Annotated in this window: 19 protein-coding genes; 11 read left to right on the forward strand and 8 right to left on the reverse strand. The window is 44.0% G+C overall.

Going from position 1 to position 18,998, the window contains the following annotated elements; translation table 11 throughout:
• Positions 1 to 8: 8 nt before the first annotated feature.
• The gene (gene oppB, locus M0C34_RS13925) at positions 9 to 929 is read right to left on the reverse strand and encodes an oligopeptide ABC transporter permease OppB (RefSeq protein WP_248712289.1); all 921 of its coding nucleotides are present in this window, start codon (positions 927 to 929) and stop codon (positions 9 to 11) included.
• 100 nt (positions 930 to 1,029) lie between these two features.
• Entirely contained in the window at positions 1,030 to 2,658 is a 1,629-nt protein-coding gene (locus M0C34_RS13930; protein WP_248712290.1) for an ABC transporter substrate-binding protein, read from the reverse strand.
• Between the two features lie 568 nt (positions 2,659 to 3,226).
• On the opposite strand from M0C34_RS13930, the gene adhE reads away from it, so the two are divergent.
• Positions 3,227 to 5,890, forward strand: coding sequence for a bifunctional acetaldehyde-CoA/alcohol dehydrogenase (adhE, locus tag M0C34_RS13935; protein WP_248712291.1), 2,664 nt, complete (start codon positions 3,227 to 3,229; stop codon positions 5,888 to 5,890).
• 126 nt (positions 5,891 to 6,016) lie between these two features.
• On the forward strand, positions 6,017 to 6,757 hold the full coding sequence (locus tag M0C34_RS13940; protein WP_248712292.1) for a DUF3108 domain-containing protein: 741 nt from the start codon (positions 6,017 to 6,019) through the stop codon (positions 6,755 to 6,757).
• Positions 6,758 to 6,816: 59 nt separating this feature from the next.
• On the opposite strand, the gene M0C34_RS13945 is transcribed toward M0C34_RS13940, so the two are convergent.
• Positions 6,817 to 7,755 carry a LysR substrate-binding domain-containing protein gene (locus tag M0C34_RS13945; RefSeq protein WP_248712293.1) on the reverse strand — a complete coding sequence of 313 codons (939 nt, stop codon included), beginning with the start codon at positions 7,753 to 7,755 and terminating at the stop codon, positions 6,817 to 6,819.
• 97 nt (positions 7,756 to 7,852) lie between these two features.
• On the opposite strand from M0C34_RS13945, the gene M0C34_RS13950 reads away from it, so the two are divergent.
• The 8 genes from M0C34_RS13950 to M0C34_RS13985 all read left to right on the forward strand — a co-directional run bounded on the left by M0C34_RS13950 (position 7,853) and on the right by M0C34_RS13985 (position 14,289).
• Positions 7,853 to 8,071: a DUF1127 domain-containing protein gene (locus M0C34_RS13950; protein ID WP_248712294.1), complete on the forward strand. Its 219-nt coding sequence runs from the start codon at positions 7,853 to 7,855 to the stop codon at positions 8,069 to 8,071.
• Positions 8,072 to 8,280: 209 nt separating this feature from the next.
• Positions 8,281 to 8,946 carry a PilZ domain-containing protein gene (locus M0C34_RS13955; protein ID WP_248712295.1) on the forward strand — a complete coding sequence of 222 codons (666 nt, stop codon included), beginning with the start codon at positions 8,281 to 8,283 and terminating at the stop codon, positions 8,944 to 8,946.
• Entirely contained in the window at positions 8,943 to 9,776 is an 834-nt protein-coding gene (locus M0C34_RS13960; protein WP_248712296.1) for an SDR family oxidoreductase, read from the forward strand. The genes M0C34_RS13955 and M0C34_RS13960 overlap by 4 nt, the downstream gene beginning before the upstream one ends.
• Before the next feature lie 158 nt (positions 9,777 to 9,934).
• On the forward strand, positions 9,935 to 10,810 hold the full coding sequence (locus M0C34_RS13965) for a TraB/GumN family protein (RefSeq protein WP_248712297.1): 876 nt from the start codon (positions 9,935 to 9,937) through the stop codon (positions 10,808 to 10,810).
• 68 nt (positions 10,811 to 10,878) lie between these two features.
• Positions 10,879 to 11,022, forward strand: coding sequence for a DUF3149 domain-containing protein (locus tag M0C34_RS13970; protein ID WP_248712298.1), 144 nt, complete (start codon positions 10,879 to 10,881; stop codon positions 11,020 to 11,022).
• A gap of 72 nt (positions 11,023 to 11,094) precedes the next feature.
• On the forward strand, positions 11,095 to 11,673 hold the full coding sequence (gene smrA / locus M0C34_RS13975) for a DNA endonuclease SmrA (RefSeq protein WP_248712299.1): 579 nt from the start codon (positions 11,095 to 11,097) through the stop codon (positions 11,671 to 11,673).
• A gap of 35 nt (positions 11,674 to 11,708) precedes the next feature.
• On the forward strand, positions 11,709 to 13,196 hold the full coding sequence (locus M0C34_RS13980; protein WP_248712300.1) for a carboxypeptidase M32: 1,488 nt from the start codon (positions 11,709 to 11,711) through the stop codon (positions 13,194 to 13,196).
• A 220-nt stretch (positions 13,197 to 13,416) separates the two neighbouring features.
• Entirely contained in the window at positions 13,417 to 14,289 is an 873-nt protein-coding gene (locus tag M0C34_RS13985) for a type 2 periplasmic-binding domain-containing protein (RefSeq protein ID WP_248712301.1), read from the forward strand.
• A gap of 144 nt (positions 14,290 to 14,433) precedes the next feature.
• Here the strand turns inward: M0C34_RS13985 and M0C34_RS13990 are convergent, their stop codons facing one another.
• Positions 14,434 to 14,754, reverse strand: a complete 321-nt coding sequence (locus M0C34_RS13990) for a hypothetical protein (protein ID WP_248712302.1) — start codon at positions 14,752 to 14,754, stop codon at positions 14,434 to 14,436.
• A 256-nt stretch (positions 14,755 to 15,010) separates the two neighbouring features.
• Here M0C34_RS13990 and M0C34_RS13995 point away from each other — a divergent pair, with 256 nt between their 5' ends.
• The gene (locus M0C34_RS13995) at positions 15,011 to 16,105 is read left to right on the forward strand and encodes a ketoacyl-ACP synthase III (protein ID WP_248712303.1); all 1,095 of its coding nucleotides are present in this window, start codon (positions 15,011 to 15,013) and stop codon (positions 16,103 to 16,105) included.
• A 13-nt stretch (positions 16,106 to 16,118) separates the two neighbouring features.
• Here the strand turns inward: M0C34_RS13995 and M0C34_RS14000 are convergent, their stop codons facing one another.
• The 4 genes from M0C34_RS14000 to cobT are packed head-to-tail and all read right to left on the reverse strand — an operon-like array spanning position 16,119 to position 18,954.
• Entirely contained in the window at positions 16,119 to 16,571 is a 453-nt protein-coding gene (locus M0C34_RS14000) for a lysozyme inhibitor LprI family protein (protein ID WP_248712304.1), read from the reverse strand.
• Positions 16,552 to 17,124 (reverse strand): histidine phosphatase family protein, encoded by a 573-nt coding sequence (locus M0C34_RS14005; RefSeq protein ID WP_248712305.1) that lies wholly within the window; start codon positions 17,122 to 17,124, stop codon positions 16,552 to 16,554. Before M0C34_RS14005 ends, M0C34_RS14000 begins: the two co-directional genes overlap by 20 nt.
• A gap of 2 nt (positions 17,125 to 17,126) precedes the next feature.
• Positions 17,127 to 17,927 carry an adenosylcobinamide-GDP ribazoletransferase gene (locus M0C34_RS14010; protein WP_248712306.1) on the reverse strand — a complete coding sequence of 267 codons (801 nt, stop codon included), beginning with the start codon at positions 17,925 to 17,927 and terminating at the stop codon, positions 17,127 to 17,129.
• Positions 17,911 to 18,954 (reverse strand): nicotinate-nucleotide--dimethylbenzimidazole phosphoribosyltransferase, encoded by a 1,044-nt coding sequence (cobT, locus tag M0C34_RS14015; RefSeq protein WP_248712307.1) that lies wholly within the window; start codon positions 18,952 to 18,954, stop codon positions 17,911 to 17,913. The genes M0C34_RS14010 and cobT overlap by 17 nt, the downstream gene beginning before the upstream one ends.
• Between the last annotated feature and the right edge of the window lie 44 nt (positions 18,955 to 18,998).

Below are 18,998 nucleotides of genomic sequence, written 5' to 3' on the forward strand. Positions count from 1 at the left end.
GCAGCCTCCTAGTAGCGAATTTTCGGGTCGATGAAGGCATAAAGTATGTCTACAATCGCGTTGAAAATGATGGTGAATGAACCAATAAGAATGGTTAAGCCCAACACTAATGAATAATCTCGGTTAAGTGCGCCATTCACAAACAACTTACCAAAGCCCGGTAAACCAAAAATGGTTTCAATCACTACCGAACCAGTAATAATGCCCACAAATGCCGGCCCCATATAAGACACAACAGGCAACAGCGCAGGGCGCAGCGCGTGGCGAGTAACAATGTAGCCATAAGGCAACCCTTTGGCTTTGGCCGTTCGAATAAAATTAGAACTTAATACTTCAATCATGCTGCCGCGCATAATTCGCGCAAAAGACGCGACATAAAGTAGTGACATACCTAGCATCGGCAAAATGATGTATTGCCACTGGCCTCCATTCCAACCACCGGCGGGCAGCCATTGCAACTTAATGGCGAAGATATACACCAGCGTGGGGGCTAATACAAAGGAAGGCATCACCACCCCGGCCATTGCCGTGGACATAATGGTAAAGTCCATCCATGTATTTTGTTTTAGGGCCGCTAAGGTACCTACCGATACCCCCATTAATACCGTGAAGATAAAGGCGATTGAGCCAATTTTAGCTGACACCGGCAAAGCCTGAGCGACCAGTTCATTCACGGTGTAGTCTTTATATTTAAATGACGGGCCTAGATCGCCTTGCGCCAAATTGCCTAAGTAAGTGAAATACTGTTCTAATACCGGCTTATCTAAACCGTATTTAGCTTCAATATTGGCCAGCACTTCAGGCGGTAGTGAGCGTTCACCTGAGAAAGGACTTCCTGGGGCAAAACGCATCATAAAAAAGGTGATAGTAATCAATACCAACAAGGTTGGAATTGCTTCTAGCATTCGTTTTAAGATGAACTTAATCATACTATTTTCCAGCTTCTCTTGGTTGCCGTTACTTAAGTAAGCTTAGTAACAACAAAATAAGGCACCTCGATTAAAAGGTGCCTTATTTAACAAACATCAATTAGTTAGCAATGATGTATAGGTCTTTGGTGTAAATTTTGTCTTCAGCGTTGTTCATTGGGTAGCCACCAACGGTAGGCTTAACCAAACGCGCATTTACATAGTGATAGATAGGTGCCAAAGGCATATCTTGTGCAAGCTGCGCTTCAGCTTGACGGTAGTTGTCACCACGAACTGCATCATCAACCGCCGCCATAGCACCATTCATAAAGCCATCATAAGCAGGGCTATTGTAGAATTGGTCGTTATTACCGTTATTGCTTTGCATCAGTGACAAGAAGGTTGACGCTTCGTTGTAATCACCACACCAGCCAGCACGTGTTACGTCGTAGTTGCCGTTGCGACGGTTATCGAGGAAGGTTTTCCACTCTTGGTTTTCTAGGTTAACTTTAACACCCAGCGTTTTCTTCCACATTGAAGAAACCGCAATAGCGATTTTCTTATGGTTTTCACTGGTGTTGTACAGCAAGGTAAACTCAAGAGGTTTGTCTTTGCCATAACCCAGTTCAGCTAACAGCTCTACCGCTTTAGCATTACGCTCTTTTTGTGTCCAAGTAGCGTAATCTGGCGTATCAACTTGTAGGCCAGCTACTTTTTGATGCGCGAAGTTATAAGCCGGTAGTTCACCTTTACCTACGATAAACTTAGCTACCGCATCGCGATCGATGGCATAAGAAAGGGCTTTACGCACACGCACATCATCAAATGGTGCTTTCTTGTTATTAAAGCCGTAGTAGTAAGAACATAAGTAAGGGGTTACTTTCAACGAGTCTGGCTGCTCTTTTTGCATACGCTTAAAGTGCTCGTTAGCCATTTCATAAGTCATGTCGATTTCACCGGCTAAGAAGCGGTTCATATCGGTAACTTGGTTTTCAATCGGTAAGTAGGTGACTTTATTGATAACGGTATTCTCGTTATCCCAGTAGTTTTCGTTACGCGTCATTACGATCTTTTCGTTCACTACCCACTCGGCCACTTTATAAGCACCGTTACCCACGAAGTTAGCGGGTAGTGTCCATTTGTCGCCAAATTTTTCTACCGTTGCGCGGTGAACTGGCTTCAAGGTCGTGTGAGAGGTCATTGCTACAAAGTATGGCAACGCTTGCTCAAGTTTAATTTCTAGGGTGTAGTCATCTAAAGCTGTAACCGCTAACTCAGAGGCATCTTTTTTACCATCGATGATGTCTGCTGCGTTTACCATGGTCGTCATTTCTAGATACCACGAGTAAGGCGCTGCCGTTTTTGGGTCAACGGCACGTTTGAAACTATATTCAAAATCGTGAGCGGTCAATTTATCGCCGTTTGACCAACGCGCATCTTTACGTAGGTGAAAAACGAAAGTTTTGTTGTCTTCAGTTTCCCATGATTCTGCTATGCCTGGAACTAGATTGCCATCGCCATCTTGGTTTACTAGGCCTTCTAATAACTCACGAATCACGTTAGATTCTGGTACACCTTCAGTTTTGTGAGGGTCCAGAGAGGCAGGCTCTGTGCCGTTACCGCGAACCAATTCTTGAACTGGCGCAAGTTTAGTACCCGCCGGAACATCAGCAGCAAGGGTAGCTGTAGCAAAAGAACCTAAAATTACAGCGCTAACTACGCTACTAATGAGGGTTTGAGCAGTTTTCATTTTCATCTCCATATTGACACATCGAACCAATGCTTAGCCCGCTTGTGAAATTTCCATTCACTTTACATGAATATTAAATCAGTACAATATTCTAATAAAATACACATCAACGCCAGATGCTACACCCGAATTGAAAAAACAACAAATATAAAGTTGCAAAACATCGGGTCAAATAACCGATTATGCTCAAGCAATTAACAGTTTTTTTTGTTATTTCACTAAGTTAAGCTAACCTCTAACAACCATTAGCATTTATCATTAAATGATAGACTAAATATAAAATATGCCTTTTCTTGTAATACAAATACGCATTGGTAAAAAATTTACATCATTTGGTTAAATTTTGCATTAATCACTAAATATTACTGTAATTATTTAGTGATTTTTTTACATTTGTAACTTAGCAACACATGATCTGGATCAAGTGGTACCACTAAAGGGCTATTATAATCGCTAGTGAAAGTTAATTACTAAACCACTAAAGCGGCTATTAATAGTCTTCAAGATTCAGTTTTTGATAGTCAGTAACGGTTTACTAATTAGTTTTAGTTTAAATGAGGAGAACAGGATGCCTGTAGGTAATATAGATGAGTTAAACGCAATGGTTGCTCGAGTGAAGGCAGCGCAAGCTGAATTCGCAACATTCGACCAAGCACAAGTGGATAAAATTTTCCGCGCAGCGTCACTCGCAGCTTCTACAGCACGTATTGAACTAGCCCGCATGGCCGCTGAAGAGTCAGGCATGGGTATCATGGAAGACAAAGTGATTAAAAACCACTTCGCTTCTGAGTTCATTTACAACAAATATAAAGACGAACTAACTTGTGGTGTTATTGACCGCAACGACGAAGGCGGTACTATTACTATCGCTGAGCCAGTTGGTATCGTTTGTGCAATCGTACCAACCACTAACCCAACTTCTACTGCAATTTTCAAAGCGTTAATCAGCTTGAAAACGCGTAACGGTTGTATTTTCTCGCCACACCCACGCGCTAAAAACTCTACTAACTTCGCCGCGAAGCTAGTACTAGACGCAGCGATTAAAGCTGGCGCGCCTAAAGACATCATTGGTTGGATTGATACTCCTTCTGTTGAATTGTCTAATGCATTAATGAAGCACGAAGACATTTCTCTTATCCTTGCAACTGGTGGTCCAGGCATGGTTAAAGCTGCTTACTCATCAGGTAAGCCTGCGATTGGTGTTGGTGCTGGTAACACGCCTGTAGTGATTGACGAAACAGCTGACGTTAAACGTGCAGTTTCTTCTATCTTAATGTCTAAGACTTTTGATAACGGCGTAATTTGTGCTTCTGAGCAAGCTGCAATTATCGTTGAGTCAAAATACGACGAAGTAATGGCGCGTTTCGCTAAATACGGCGCAGCGGTACTAAGCAAGTCTGACGCTGATAAAGTACGTAAAGTATTGCTTATCAATGGCGCACTTAACGCTAAAATCGTTGGTCAACCAGCATACAAAATTGCTGAGCTAGCGGGTGTTACTGTACCTAAATCAACTAAGATCCTTATCGGTGAAGGCCTAGAAGCATCTTACGATGATGAGTTCGCTCATGAGAAACTATCTCCTACGCTAGGTGTGTTCAAAGCGAAAGACTTTGAAGACGCAGTTCGCCAAGCAGGTATCGTGTTAGACATCGGCGGTGTTGGTCATACTTCAGTGCTTTACACTGACCAAGACGCAAATGCAGATCGTATTGCTTACTTCGGTGACAAAATGAAGACTGCACGTATTCTTATTAATACGCCTTCTTCACACGGTGGTATTGGTGACCTTTACAACTTCGAACTAGCACCTTCATTAACGCTAGGTTGTGGTTCATGGGGTGGTAACGCGATTTCTGAAAACGTGGGGCCAAAACACTTAATCAACAAGAAAATTGTTGCTAAGCGAGCTGAGAATATGTTGTGGCACAAACTTCCTAAATCAATTTACTTCCGTCGTGGTTCATTACCAATCGCTATGGATGACCTAGATGGCAAGAAACGCGCACTTATCGTGACTGACCGTTTCTTATTCAACAATGGTTACATTGACGACCTACGCGCTATCCTTAAAGATAAAGGCATGGAAGTTGAGATTTTCCACGAAGTAGAAGCTGATCCTACGCTAACTATCGTTAAGAAAGGTGCTGATGCATGTCACAGCTACCAGCCTGACGTTATCCTAGCGGTTGGTGGTGGTTCACCTATGGACGCTGCGAAAATCATGTGGGTAATGTACGAGCACCCAGAAACTGATTTCGAAGACCTGTCAATGCGCTTTATGGACATCCGTAAACGTATTTACAAGTTCCCTAAAATGGGTTCTAAAGCTGAGTTAGTATGTATTACTACTACTTCTGGTACGGGTTCTGAAGTGACACCGTTCGCTGTTGTAACTGACGATGCTACTGGCCAAAAATACCCATTAGCTGATTACGAACTAACACCTAACATGGCGGTTGTTGACGCTAACCTAGTAATGGATATGCCTAAGTCACTATGTGCCTTTGGTGGTTACGATGCGGTTACTCACGCTATGGAAGCTTATGTTTCTGTACTCGCTAACGAATACTCAGACGGTCAGGCTCTTCAAGCGCTTAAAATGCTTAAAGAATACCTACCAAGCTCTTACAAAAATGGTAAAGCTGACCCAGTTGCTCGTGAGAAAGTTCACAATGCTGCCACTATCGCTGGTATCGCGTTTGCTAACTCTTTCCTAGGTGTGTGTCACTCTATGGCGCATAAATTGGGTGCAGAGTTCCACGTACCACACGGTTTAGCTAACGCATTATTGCTAACTAACGTAATTCGTTACAACGCAACGAATACACCAACTAAACAAACTGCGTTTTCTCAGTACGACCGTCCGAAAGCACGTGCTCGTTACGCTGAAGTTGCTGAGCACTTAGGTTTCCGTGAAGGTAACACTGAAGACAAGCTAAACGCATTGCTAACTTGGTTAGACGAACTTAAAGTTGAAATTGATATTCCACTATCAATTCAAGCGGCTGGTGTACCAGAAGCTGAGTTCTTAGCTAAAGTTGATGAATTAGCGGTTGACGCGTTTGATGACCAATGTACTGGCGCAAACCCACGTTACCCATTAATCAGCGAGTTGAAGCAAGTTCTTATCGATTCATACTACGGTCGCCCGTATGTTGAAGCCGAAGAACGTGAAGCAGCTGAAGCTAAAAAAGCACCTGCTAAAAAAGCGACTAAAGCTAAAGCTTAATCGCTAGCTAAGCGCTAAAACATAAGGCTCCGTTTACGGGGCCTTTTTTTTATTTTCAATTTAGCGCTAAGCTTTGTCATACTATGGCGGCTATAATTAGTTGAAGATGTGTTGAGGGTAAATGTTATGCGGTATACAAAAGCTATTGCGCTTTCGGCTTTGTTGTTTAGCGGTACCAGTTTGGCGGAGGTGTTACCCTTTGAGGCAGAGTATCGTGCAGACTTTAAGGGAATACCGATTGCTAAAGGTTATCGTCAGTTAATCGATTTAGGCAATGATACCTTTCAAATTAAGAGCATCGGCACCGCCCTCGCTGGGGGGTTAAAGTACGATGATACCTCTCGTTTCACCTACCACGAGGGGGATGTGCAAACCAAAGGTTTTGTGCTTAAACAGAGTAGCTTATTCTCTACGACTCACGCCACTGGGCACCCTGACCGAAAAGGCGGCTTAATTGTTGAGATAGATGGTAAACGCCATCATTTTGAGGCTCCTGAAGACGTACATCAATTAATGGATGCCGCCGGATTCTCTATTCAATTACAAAACGACTTAAAAAATGGTTCTACCGATATGGATTACCATTACAATGTGATTGATGAAGTGGATAACTACCGCTTTACCGTGGTAGGTGAAGAAACGGTAGACACTATCTTAGGGAGTTTTTACGCCTTAAAAGTGGAGCAAAAGAAACGTGAAGGGCGGAGTACTTGGTTATGGCTTGCCCCTGAGCTTGATTACCACTTAGTCAAAGCCGAAATCATTCGTAATGGCAAAAGCTGGGCAACCTTAGAAGCCACCCGCATCGATATCAAAGGCCCTGTAGAACCGGCTATTCCAGCCAATCAAACCGCTAAAGCTTTTTGAACCTAGCGACGTTCGTCCGCTTATAGCAACTCGCATGTATGGCCAAGTATGCACTTGGCCTACTCTGCCACAACAATGCGACTACTATCTTGCTGCTCTTGGCTTTGCTGCCAAAATTGTTCTGCTTGCTGATGGATCCAAGTACTAAACTGCTGAATTTTGTCCCGTTTGAAATAGGGCTCTGGCGCGACCAAGTAATAGCCATATCGCGGCCTCACCTCTACATCACCCAACTTCACCAACATGCCTTGCTGTATATACTTCCACGCTAAGCTGTGCCGTACTAAAGCGATGCCTTGCACTGCCAGCGCGCCCTCAATCACCACATGAGCACCTTGATAAAGTAAGTTGGCCTTAGCCACACTAGAATCAAACCCAGCGAGCTCTAGCCAGTACTGCCAATTCATATCAGGTCTCGCATCATCAATCACGGTATGTTTACGCAAGTCGTTTAGCGATTCAACCGGATGCTGCTGTAGATAAAGGGGATGACACACCGGATATAGATGATCATCCATCAGCTTAACAGAGCGCAAACCTTGATAATCGCCCAGGCCATAACGTACACATAAGTCAACTTTGTCTTGGCTAAAATCAATCAATGCGTTTTTTGGCATCAACATTACCGATAAATCGGGAAACTGTTGGCTAAAATCACCTAAGCGCGGCACCAGCCAATGTTGAGCAAATGATGGCAGCACCGACAACGATAAGCGGCTTGGGTCAGGGTCTTGGCTTATTTGTCTTACCCCGTCCTGCAAGCTAAGGAAGGCTTGTTTTGCATAGTGGTACAAGGTGATACCTTCGGCCGTGAGCACGACCTTGCGATGTTGCCGTTCAAATAAGCGCACATCTAAACGGTCCTCGAGCTGGCGGATCTGTTGACTCATCGCGGCAGCAGTAACATACAGTTTAGCGGCAGCCGCTTTAAAGCTGCCCATTTCCGCGGCTAAATAAAAATAATATAAGCCTTGTAGCGGAGGCAAACGATCCTTCACTTAAGTATTCCTTAACCGTAAGTCAATTTTAGTCGTTTGTCAGCTTAGCCTAAAATCGCGTAAATTTTAACCGTCAACCGATAAAAGGAGTTAAGTTATGAGAACGCTAAACCACTACAACACCAAGCTCACGTCTGTTCACTTAAGTTTAATCAGGCTAAACCTAAGTCGCTATATCAAAAGCTTAAACGCCATGCTGCTACGTAGAAAAACCCGCAAGCATCTCGCGTCACTCCCTGACTATTTGCTTAAAGACATTGGCATTAATCGCAATGATGCGCTGCACGAAGCGAGTAAGCCATTTTGGAAAGTTTAATGTGGAATGCTTGAGGTTGATAAAAATGTAATGCTTTGTTTTATCAACCTAACTCTGCTTTAGTCGGGGCTATACAGCCCGCTGAAGCCCTTTAAACTGCCTTCTAATATGTTTTTTTCATTTATTTTCCGCTAGAATCACCGCACTAGATCACCGTTTGGGTGATCTCCCCTTTGCTACCGCACCAATGGATTTGATGTTTTACGTCTATGGATCAAGTACAGTTTCACAAAGTACCGCCTAATTGCGGTATAAACTTAAGCATTACCACCCGCTTTAAAAAGGCTGCCGATTTCAAGGGTTACTGGATAGGCGTAGACAAAAAGAGCTACATTATTTGCCGTCTTAATGGTGGTGATCAAAGCTCGGGAATAAACATTATCAGCGAAGGCTGTGAAGTGAATGCTCGCTTTCATTGGGACGGCAAATTGATTGCTTTCCGTTCTGAAATTGTGACACTGATTAACGAGCCCGCTCGATGGATGATTTTACAATACCCCCTCAATGTAATGAGCATGCCGCTGCGTAAGTTTGACCGTTATGAATGCTATCAACCGGCTACCTTACACTTGGATTCTAAACATGTCATTCGGGGTGTTCTAAAGGATATTTCTGAGCGCGGTTGCAAATTTGTCCCAACGGCAGCGCACAAATTTAATATCAATGTGCTTAAAGATAAAAATCTTCAGCTACAAACCCGTTTTCCTAAACGTGAAGAACCGGTACTGTTAACTTGTCAGATTAAAAACACCCCTAATGAACGGGATGAATTTGCTTTAGGCTGCCAGTTTATTCAAGACTATCAAGTTGTCTCTGAACAAATTGAATACCAATTGGTTGATAAGGCTTTTGAGAAAAAACAGGCGAGCGCTTGAAACAAACCCGCTCAACGATCCTGATTACCGGCTGTAGCAGTGGTATCGGTTTATACTGCGCTCAGCAACTGCACGCTCGCGGTTACCAAGTAATTGCGTCCTGCAGAAAGGCTGCCGACGTAGAGCGCTTGAAGCGCTTGGGCTTAAGCTGTGTACAGATCGATTTAGCCCAGCCATCGTCTATCGAATCAGGTTGGAATCAAGCCTTACAGCTAACAGGGGGAAAAATAGACCAGCTGTTCAACAATGGCGCCTATGGCCAACCAGGCGCGCTTGAAGATCTACCAACAGATGCCTTACGCCAACAATTTGAAAGCAATTTTTTTGGCTGGCACCATCTCAGCCGCTTAGCCATTGCCCATATGTTAGAACAACAAACTGGACGCATCATTCAAAACAGCTCTGTATTGGGTTTGGTCGCCATGAAATATCGTGGAGCATATAACGCCAGCAAGTTTGCCATAGAGGGCTATACCGACACCTTGCGGTTAGAGCTGGCTGATACCCCTGTTAAAGTCTGTTTAATTGAACCAGGGCCTATTACTAGTTTGTTTAGGAAAAACGCCAAAGCGGCCTTTGAACAGCATATTGATAGTGATAATACGCGTCATCAACTTGCCTACCAACTGACCATAGACCGTCTTGAGCAAGAAGGACCTAGCAGCCAATTTACCTTACCACCCAGCGCTGTTTTTAAGGCGCTTATTCATGCCCTTGAAGCGCCTAAGCCAAAGGCCCGCTATTATGTCACCTTCCCTACCCACTTATTTGCCATCTTACGACGTATTTTGCCAGTGGCTTTACTCGATATAATTTTAAGAAAAAGCTAAACCCGATATCGGCGGCTAACATACGGTCAAAACGCTTCTTATCGTTTACCGGCACACTGGCGTAGTAGTGACATCCTTAACGATAAAACCCAATGCAGCGATGGATAGAAGTAAATGACGTGCTAAAGTAAGCGTACTTTTACCTTAGCGGATCAGCTATGAAACCTTGGATCAGCCGTTTAAGCTCACTTTTATTAATTCTATCTAGCAGTAACTTACAAGCAGAACCTTCTTTGTGGCTCGCTGAGCAAGGTCAAAAAAAGCTGTATTTATTTGGCTCAATTCATCTAGGCACTGAAGATTTCTATCCTCTTCCGGCCACTTTTATCGATGCCTTTAAGCAAAGCCAACGACTGATTATCGAAACCGATGTCACCAATATTAGTCTACAAGATCAGCAAGCATTAAAGGCCCATAGCCAACAGCCTGAACAGCGATTCCTTAGCCAAGACTTAAGCCCTAAATATCAACAGTTATTAGCTAAGCGCAGCCAACAATTGGGTATATCGGCGGCCATGTTTGACAATATGCAGGCCTGGTACGTGGCGATAATTCTTAGCCAGCTGCAAATGCAAAGCTTAGATTTTGAACCTCAACTTGGCTTAGACTTACATTTTATAGAACGGGCTGAAGCAAGCAAAACGCCGATAGTAGAGCTAGAAAGTTTTCAACAACAAATAGACGCTCTGAGCAGTCTAGCTTCAATACAAGTGCCTTTATTGGAGCAAACACTGGACGATTTTGAGCAAGTGCCAGCCCTATTTAAACAACTCGTCAACCATTGGAACAATGGCGATAACCAACAGCTATTTGCCTTACTCAGCGATGACCCCATGTTTCAGCATGATGCCGACATGGTGTTAGATAAGATTTTATTTGCGCGCAACCGCGCTTGGATGAAGCAACTTACCCAATTTGAAGCCACCAGTTTTGTGGTGGTAGGAGCCATGCACCTTTACGGTGAACAAGGCCTGCTAAGCTCCTTAACGCAACAAGGTTATTTAATACGTGAAGTTGATCCGATGACAAATTGACCAACATCAATTTGATTATTTATTGAGTAAATTATGCTAATTCTACCCCGCGATATGGAGTATTAGCTATGGATCTATGGCTCGACTTATTATTTGGCAACAGCATTGGTTTAATGTCTATTACAGTGATTGCAATTACGATTGGCTTGATGGGTTTTTATACGTATTACTTCTTGAAAAAAATTCGTCAAAGCGAGCCCCCACAAAAATAAGCAAACGCAGCGGTTGCACCGCTGGCTGCACTCATCTATAAAGAAGGAACTTCGTTGTTTAGGAGTTTCTTTATGTCTAATGAATTTGATCTGTTTCAGCAAGAAGTCGCTGGAATTAAACCTTTAAAGCAAGATGCGGTAAGCACTAGCGCGAGCAGCTTAAACGAAGCGGCGAAACAGGCTCGTCAGCAGGCGGCTCAGCAAGCTGCAGCCACAAGCCAAGACTATTTGTCACTGGAGAATGTGGTCTTATTGCACCCAGATGATGTGGTTGATTTTAAAAAATCTGGTTTGCAGTACGGAGTGCATAAAAAACTCAGGCTGGGAAAATACGAAATCCAAGCCAAACTAGATCTGCATAAATTTCGTTTAGAACAAGCGCGCAACGAAATAGTTAGCTTTATTCAGCAGTGTCAGCAACTCAATATTCGTAGTGCCTTAATCATTACCGGTAAAGGTCACAACAGCCAACCACCCGCTTTACTCAAAAGCTATGTAAGCCAGTGGCTACCGCAAATTGATGCGGTATTAGCTATTCATAGCGCGCAAGCAATGCACGGCGGAACCGGTGCGATTTACGTGCTGCTTAAGAAAAGCGAACAGCAAAAGCTTGATAATCGCGAGCGTCATGCAAGACGCCTCGCCCAATAAGAATTTTCGATTAAGTATTCGAACAAGGATCTAGCATGACTAAGCAAAGCGCTTACCAACAACTTAGCGACCACTTTCAGCACCTGTCTAAGTTATCTCACTTAAATTCGATATGTGGCTGGGATCAAGCCACCATGATGCCCAACGGGGGGAATCAGGCTCGCGCTGATGCCTTAGCTGAGTTAGCGGTATTGATGCATGAAAAATCCACTCGCCCAGAAATGCAAGATTGGTTGAGCGCCGCTAAGTTAGAAGACTTAACTCCCTTACAGCAAGCCTCATTACGCGAGATGGAGCGAAGCTGGTACAACGATACCGCTTTACCTGCAGACTTGGTCAAGGCTAAATCATTGGCCACAGCCCATTGTGAACATGCATGGCGTGATCAACGTGGCGCGAACGATTGGAAGTCTTTTCAAGTGAACCTGCAAGCGGTGATGCAACTCGCCATTGAAGAAGCGCAGATTAGAGCAGATAAAACCGGCCTTAAACCCTACGATGCTATGCTCGATTTGTATGAACCTGGCATGCAAATGCATCGCCTAGATAAGGTCTTTGGCGAACTGCAAGCTTGGCTCCCTCAACTGATACAAAAAGTAGTTGATAAGCAGGCTTCTTGGCCTACTTTACAGCTTAACGGGCCTTTCCCTACCGAGCAGCAAAAGCAGCTTGGTATGGCGATAATGGAAAAACTGCAATTTGATTTTAACCACGGTCGTTTAGATGTCAGTGCACATCCGTTCTGTGGTGGCGTACCCAGTGATGTTCGCATTACTACCCGTTATGAAGAGGAAGATTTCACGCGTTCACTGATGGGCATAGTGCATGAAACGGGTCACGCCCGTTATGAGCAAAATTTACCCCTAGATTATATCAACTTACCGCTTGGCCAAGCCCGTTCTATGGGGATCCATGAAAGCCAAAGCTTGTTCTTTGAAATGCAGTTGGGGCGCAGCCAAGCCTTTGTAGAACAATTACTTCCGCTGGTTAACACCCATTTATGCCAAAAACAGCCGATGCAGTTAGATGAGCTAAAACAGCACTACTTAACTGTAAAACCAGGTTATATCCGGGTAGATGCCGATGAACTGACCTACCCAGCTCACATCATGCTACGTTACGAATTAGAGCGAGATTTGATTAATCGTGATATCTGCGTGGCAGATATTCCCGAGCTTTGGGATCAAAAAATGCAGCAGTATTTAGGGCTATCTACCAAGGGGAATTACCAACACGGTTGTATGCAAGATGTGCACTGGCCAGCTGGGTTAATTGGTTACTTCCCTTCTTATTCACTCGGCGCTATGTATGCTGCGCAATTTCATGCAGCTCTAGTAAAGTCGCACCCCGAGACCCCGGCCGCCGTGGCAGCAGGAGACTATTCACAAGTATTTAGTTGGCTACGTCAAAATGTTTGGTCACAAGCCAGTATTCATGACACCGATGAGCTGGTCCGTCGTGCCACTGGGGAAACCTTAAATACTCGCTACTTTGAACAACATTTACATACAAGATACCTATAAGCATGACAAATTTGGTGCTTGGTTTTGGCCGCCAAGCACCGAGTTATAAGCTATCCCCCTCGCATTTAACACTGCCAACGATGCACACCGCCCAACCAAGCATTTCTCTGTGACGACAATTGATTCATCAACCGAAGAAAAAAACAGCAAAAATGTCAGCTATACTTATTGTGATTTAACTCACTGAGAATATTAAATAGCCACTTTAATGAGACGCTTAATGAGTAGATATATCTATATCTTGTTGTTCTGCATAATCTTACAGCCATTGAGCGCCATGGCTGTAGACATCGTCAGATATAATCAAGCCCATTCTGAATTAGACAAACGAGATGCTTATCCGCTGCAAGTGGTTACCGCCGCATTAGAAGCCACTCGCGCAGAATATGGCGAGTATGAAATTGTTTTTTCCCCAGTGCTGTTAAGGCGCAAAAGAGCCTTGCAAGAGCTACATGAGGGTAAGCTTATCAATATCTATTCAGCCCCTAGCTCTCAGGTATGGGAAAGAAGCATAGAGCCGATTTATTTCCCTATCTTAAAAGGCTTACTCGGTTATCGGCGCCTACTTATTCATAATGAAAACGCCCACCGATTTGAACAACTAGACTCACTAGAGCAACTGAAACAGCTAAGAGCTGGGTTAGGCCTTCAGTGGACAACAACCAAAGTACTGAAAAAGCAAGACTTTACAGTGGTGACTAGCAGTTCATACGAAGGCTTATTTGGCATGTTAAATCATCAACGCTTTGATTATTTCATTCGTGGTATTAATGAGATTTATTATGAATATGAAGAAAGAGCATCTATATACCCGAATATGATCATTGAACAAACCAAAGCGCTGCATCTACCTTTACCGGTGTTTCTCTTTGTGTCACCCAGTGAACCAAGGTTACGCCAGCGTATAGAGAAAGGCCTTTGGCAACTACATAATAACGGTGAGTTTACCGCCTTATTTAATCGTTACCACGCTGATAATATACGACGTTCAGATCTTAAAAATAAAACGATATTTAAAATTGAAAATGACCAACTTAGCGCTCAGCCCATATACGACAACCAGCAACTTTGGGTAGACCCTCTCGATTACTAGCAATACTATCTAAAGCACTTAGCCTAAGGCGTGTTGTTCAGCTCAATGTAGCATCACTGGCCTTGAAGTCAGCCAAGGTGTTTATCAACTGGCTAAATGTCTTTATCAGGGGTCGCGGTGATTAAACTTGAGCAGAGTATTCGTTCAAAACTCATTGGCATCTAATAGCAGCCAATCTTGTGGCTCAACTGGCGATGGTGCGTCAAGCTCTCTAATATGTGAAAAAGTCCAAACAAACATCGCGGAGAAGAAACCTTTTAAGTCGTCTACTTCACCATTTACGGCAACGAGCTTTGTAGGAGGCAGATTACCAATAACATCACCACCAAAAGCCAACAAACTCAAAGAGTCGGCATACAAATCAATAGTAAGCTCAAAAAAACGTGTATTTTCGTTAAAACCTGACGTTTCAAAATTAGTCGCGTTTGGCGACGATATTGTAGAATGGTGATTGTGCGCTGTCATAACAGACCCTATTTACATAAACCAGAGAGTTATTGAGCATCCCTGTTACATAAGTTGACCTTGAAATTTTCAGGTCGAGTCCATCAATTCGGTGCAATTATCGCACAATAAGTATGACTAATACCAGTTAAAACTGAATTTTCAAACAAAACCTCTTAAACTTCACCTTTAAGTCTAAATATTGTTCTGGTTTGGTTATTTGCCAAGCATAAGGCATAATCCTTCATCTTCAATAAAACAGAGTTATAAGCTAACTATGCATAATGCTGAAATTACCGGTTGGGGCAAATGTATGCCTACAACACGCCTAACTAACCACGATTTAAGTACTTTTCTCGACACATCTGATGAGTGGATCAGTAGCCGAACCGGAATTAAAGAGCGTTGTGTCTCACACGTTGATATCGCTGAAATGGCTGCAACAGCCGGCTTGCATGCCTTAGCGGCGGCAGGCCTTAGCGTGGATCAACTCGATGCGATTATTTTATGTACCTGTACTCCCGGTACGTCAGTGCCCAGTAGCGCCAGCCGAGTACAACAACTGCTTAAAGCTGATAATGCCGCTGTATTTGATATGAACGCTGCATGTAGTGGCTTTGTCTACGGCATGCAAACAGCTTCTGCACTTATTCAGACCGGAGCAATGCAGCGCATCTTGTTAATTGGTGCTGAACGATTAACCCAACTACTTGATTGGACCAAACGCGATACTGCAGTATTGTTTGGTGATGGCGCAGGCGCGGTAATACTGGAAGCCAATCATGACGCTGACAAAGTAGGCTTTCTAGCGGCTAAATTAGGTTGTGATAGTGAAAAACGTGAAATCCTGTCAATTTCTGATTTCGGCACCAATCGCAAACGTTTTTCAGGGGTTGATACACTGTATAACTTCCAGTTTGAAGGCCCTGAAATCTTCAAACGAGCCGTTAAAGGTATGGGCGAAGCTGCGACTAACGTATTAGCGCAAGCCAATATCGCCAACGATGAAGTTAACTTCATCGTACCGCATCAAGCCAATTTAAGGATTATTGATGCCTTGGCTAAACGTATCAATGCCCCTTACGAAAACATTATGGTGAATATCGAAAAATACGGTAATACTTCAGCGGCGACAGTTCCGGTAGCGCTATGTGAAGCCTTAGAACAAGGCCGAATTAAACCAGGAGATAATGTTTTACTCGCTGCCTTTGGTGCAGGGTTGACTTGGGGTGCAGCAGCAATACGTTGGGGTAAACGGGTTACCCCATTACAACAATCTGATGCAAGCCTAAGCCCATGTGATAAAAGCGCGTTAGAAATTATTGCACCTGCGATTGAAGGCTGTAAACAAGCCCGTCAAGCTGAAGCTTAATAGGCCTGATCGCTTACCATTGATGCAGCCGGCTCAACCAGTGTTGAGTCAGCTGTATTTCACAACTTAAATATTGACTGCCTGCACCACTGCCACCAGCCATCATTAAGCGTTCCCAATCACATAAAGCGAGTCTAAAAGAACTGTATTCTAGTTTGGCATTATTGAGCGCATCAACCACCCCTTTAGCGCCTTCACTAATAAACTCTAACTCTGAGGCCTGTTGATTTAACACCACCAAACGTTGCCGAACGAGATGGTCTAATTGAGCAAGGCTGTTTTCCAAGCACTTATTCACTTCAGGCCGAGTCTCTCGCTGCCAACACTTACCGACAATGTCCACTTTAGGTTTATTAGCTTGGACTGTTTTTCCAGCCACTATGCCTGTGTCATTTTGGGTCGCGTACCCTGGCAAACTAAAACCAACAAAAATACTCAGTAAAAGGCTAACAGTTTTGGTATTCAATTTTCACTCCTGAGGATTGAATTTTCAGACAAGTTACCGAGCCCATATTAATCGGTAACGACATCACTTGCTCAATATCGAGGTTTTCCACCAGTCCAATAATAGTACGAATAACCCCCGCATGAGTGACACAAACCAAGCAGGAATCTAGCGGTAAGTTTTGGCATAGCTGCCAAAACCTGCTGACACGTTGATTAAACTCATTGACCGTTTCGCCAAACTCACCAAGTCGATAATCAAGCAGATTGTCAGCCCAAGCTTGCAAGGCTTGTTGGGGCACATCATTCCAACTGCGCCCTTCCCAAGCGCCAAAATCAAGCTCTTTTAAAGCCCCATTAAATGTCACCTGGTCAACGAGTCCTTCGGCGAGTTGGCTACACCGTTTTAGAGGGCTAGACAGCACAGTAAAAGGCTTATATGGCGTCAGTTTTATCGATAAACGTTCTATGCAAGCTTGCAACTGGACGGGTTCAGCTACGACATCCAGTTGGCCATAACAGTGATTGGCTTCAATCAGCGGTGGGCTATGCCGAACCAATAATACTTTAGCCATACTTAGAGCCAAGCCAAGTTAGCAGCAACAGTTATAGATAAGTAAATACCCACTTCGTTTAACTGCTGTTGAGCACCAAGCGTGTCACCGGTATATCCACCTAATTTAAGCTTAAGGTAACGAGCCCATAAAATAGTAATCACTATCGTGCTCACCAGCGCTACCAGTAAAGCATTAAGCTGAATCATCAACGCGGGCACCACCACCCATACAGAAGCCAATAATACATCTTTTATGGCAAGGTTTTGCGCCACCGCTTTGGCTTTGCTGGGCTCGCTAGGCTCTCTTATGTAATTAAGCCGCCAAACCAATAATACCGCACTAAAACGACTCAAAGTATGGGCTAAAAATACCGTAAAGAGTAAGTTAACCGCGCTGAACGACTGGCTTAAGCCTAATAGCGCAGTGAACTTAATGGCCAACATGCAACATAAGCCCAACACGCCATAGGTACCTAAACGAGAATCTTTCATGATCATCAAAATTTGCTCGGGGCTATATCCCCCACCAAAGCCATCGCAGCAATCGGCAAAGCCATCTTCATGAAATGCGCCTGTGGCCCAACAGCTAATCACCATAGACAATAACACCGCTAAGGGCGCGCCGAAAACAGGCATTAAACCAATAATAACCAGCCCACTGAGTAAGCCTATAAACCAACCAACTAAGGGAAAATAACGCACACAATGACTTAAGCTTGTCGCACTATATTCCACCCATGCTGGTACTGGAACACGGCTAAAAAAGCTGAGCGCATTAAAAAATAAATTTAACTCTTGCTTGAGCCTACTGCTCGCTTTCACGACTGACTCCTGCTGAATCAAACGAAGCCATCTCTTTTAAGAAAGCGGTGGCCGAACATACTAAGGGATAAGCTAATACCGCCCCACTTCCTTCGCCTAAGCGTAATGATAAATCTAAGAGTGCTTTTACTTCCATGCTCTTTAACAAATCCTGATGCGCTTGCTCTGCGCTTTGATGGCAAAACACCATATAATGTTTAGCTAAGGGGTTTATTTGCGAGGCCACTAGCGCAGCCGTTGAGCAAATAAATCCGTCGACTAATATCACCATTCGCCGATGTGCCGCTTCTAAGAATGCGCCTACCATCGCTGCGATTTCAAACCCACCCACTTTAGCCAGCCATTGTAGTGAGTCAAAATCGCCCCGATGTCGCTCTAAGGCTTGTTCTAGCACACGTGTTTTATGCTGTAGACCTTGATCATCTAGACCTGTACCTCGGCCGACACACTGCGCCACATCTAGCTTTAAGCACCCCGCCATTAGGGCCGCAGCACTGGCGGTATTGGCAATACCCATCTCACCAAATGCTAATAGATTAGAGCCATCTCTAGCGGCCTGAGCCACTCGCTCTACGCCAACATCTATCGCTTGTAAGCATTGGCTTTGAGTCATCGCATCGCCATCTAAAAAGCTGTTACTGCCTGCAGCAACTTTGCAACACACAACCCCCTCTTCAGAGATTAATTGAGCGACACCTACATCAACAATTTCAAAGGCCAAATTATGCTGGCGACAAAATACATTTACCGCTGCCCCGCCAGACACAAAGTTTTCCACCATTTGCGCAGTAACCGCTTGTGGAAAGGCGCTCACCCCCTCCATTGCGATGCCATGGTCAGCCGCAAATACAATCATCTTAGGTTTACGAATCTCTGGCTCTAAAGTCGCTTGAATTTGGCCAATTTGGCAAGCGAGTGCTTCTAGTTGCCCTAAAGCCCCTTGAGGCTTAGTTTTACTATCAATTTTATTGTTAAGGGCCTCAGCCAAACCTGAATCTAACGGTTCGATAATAAATTTATGATGCAAAATCAACTTCCTAGCGACAAAAATATGATGCCACTAGCTTAGCC

The organism is Agarivorans sp. TSD2052 (genome assembly GCF_023238625.1).
Taxonomy (GTDB): Bacteria; Pseudomonadota; Gammaproteobacteria; order Enterobacterales; family Celerinatantimonadaceae; genus Agarivorans.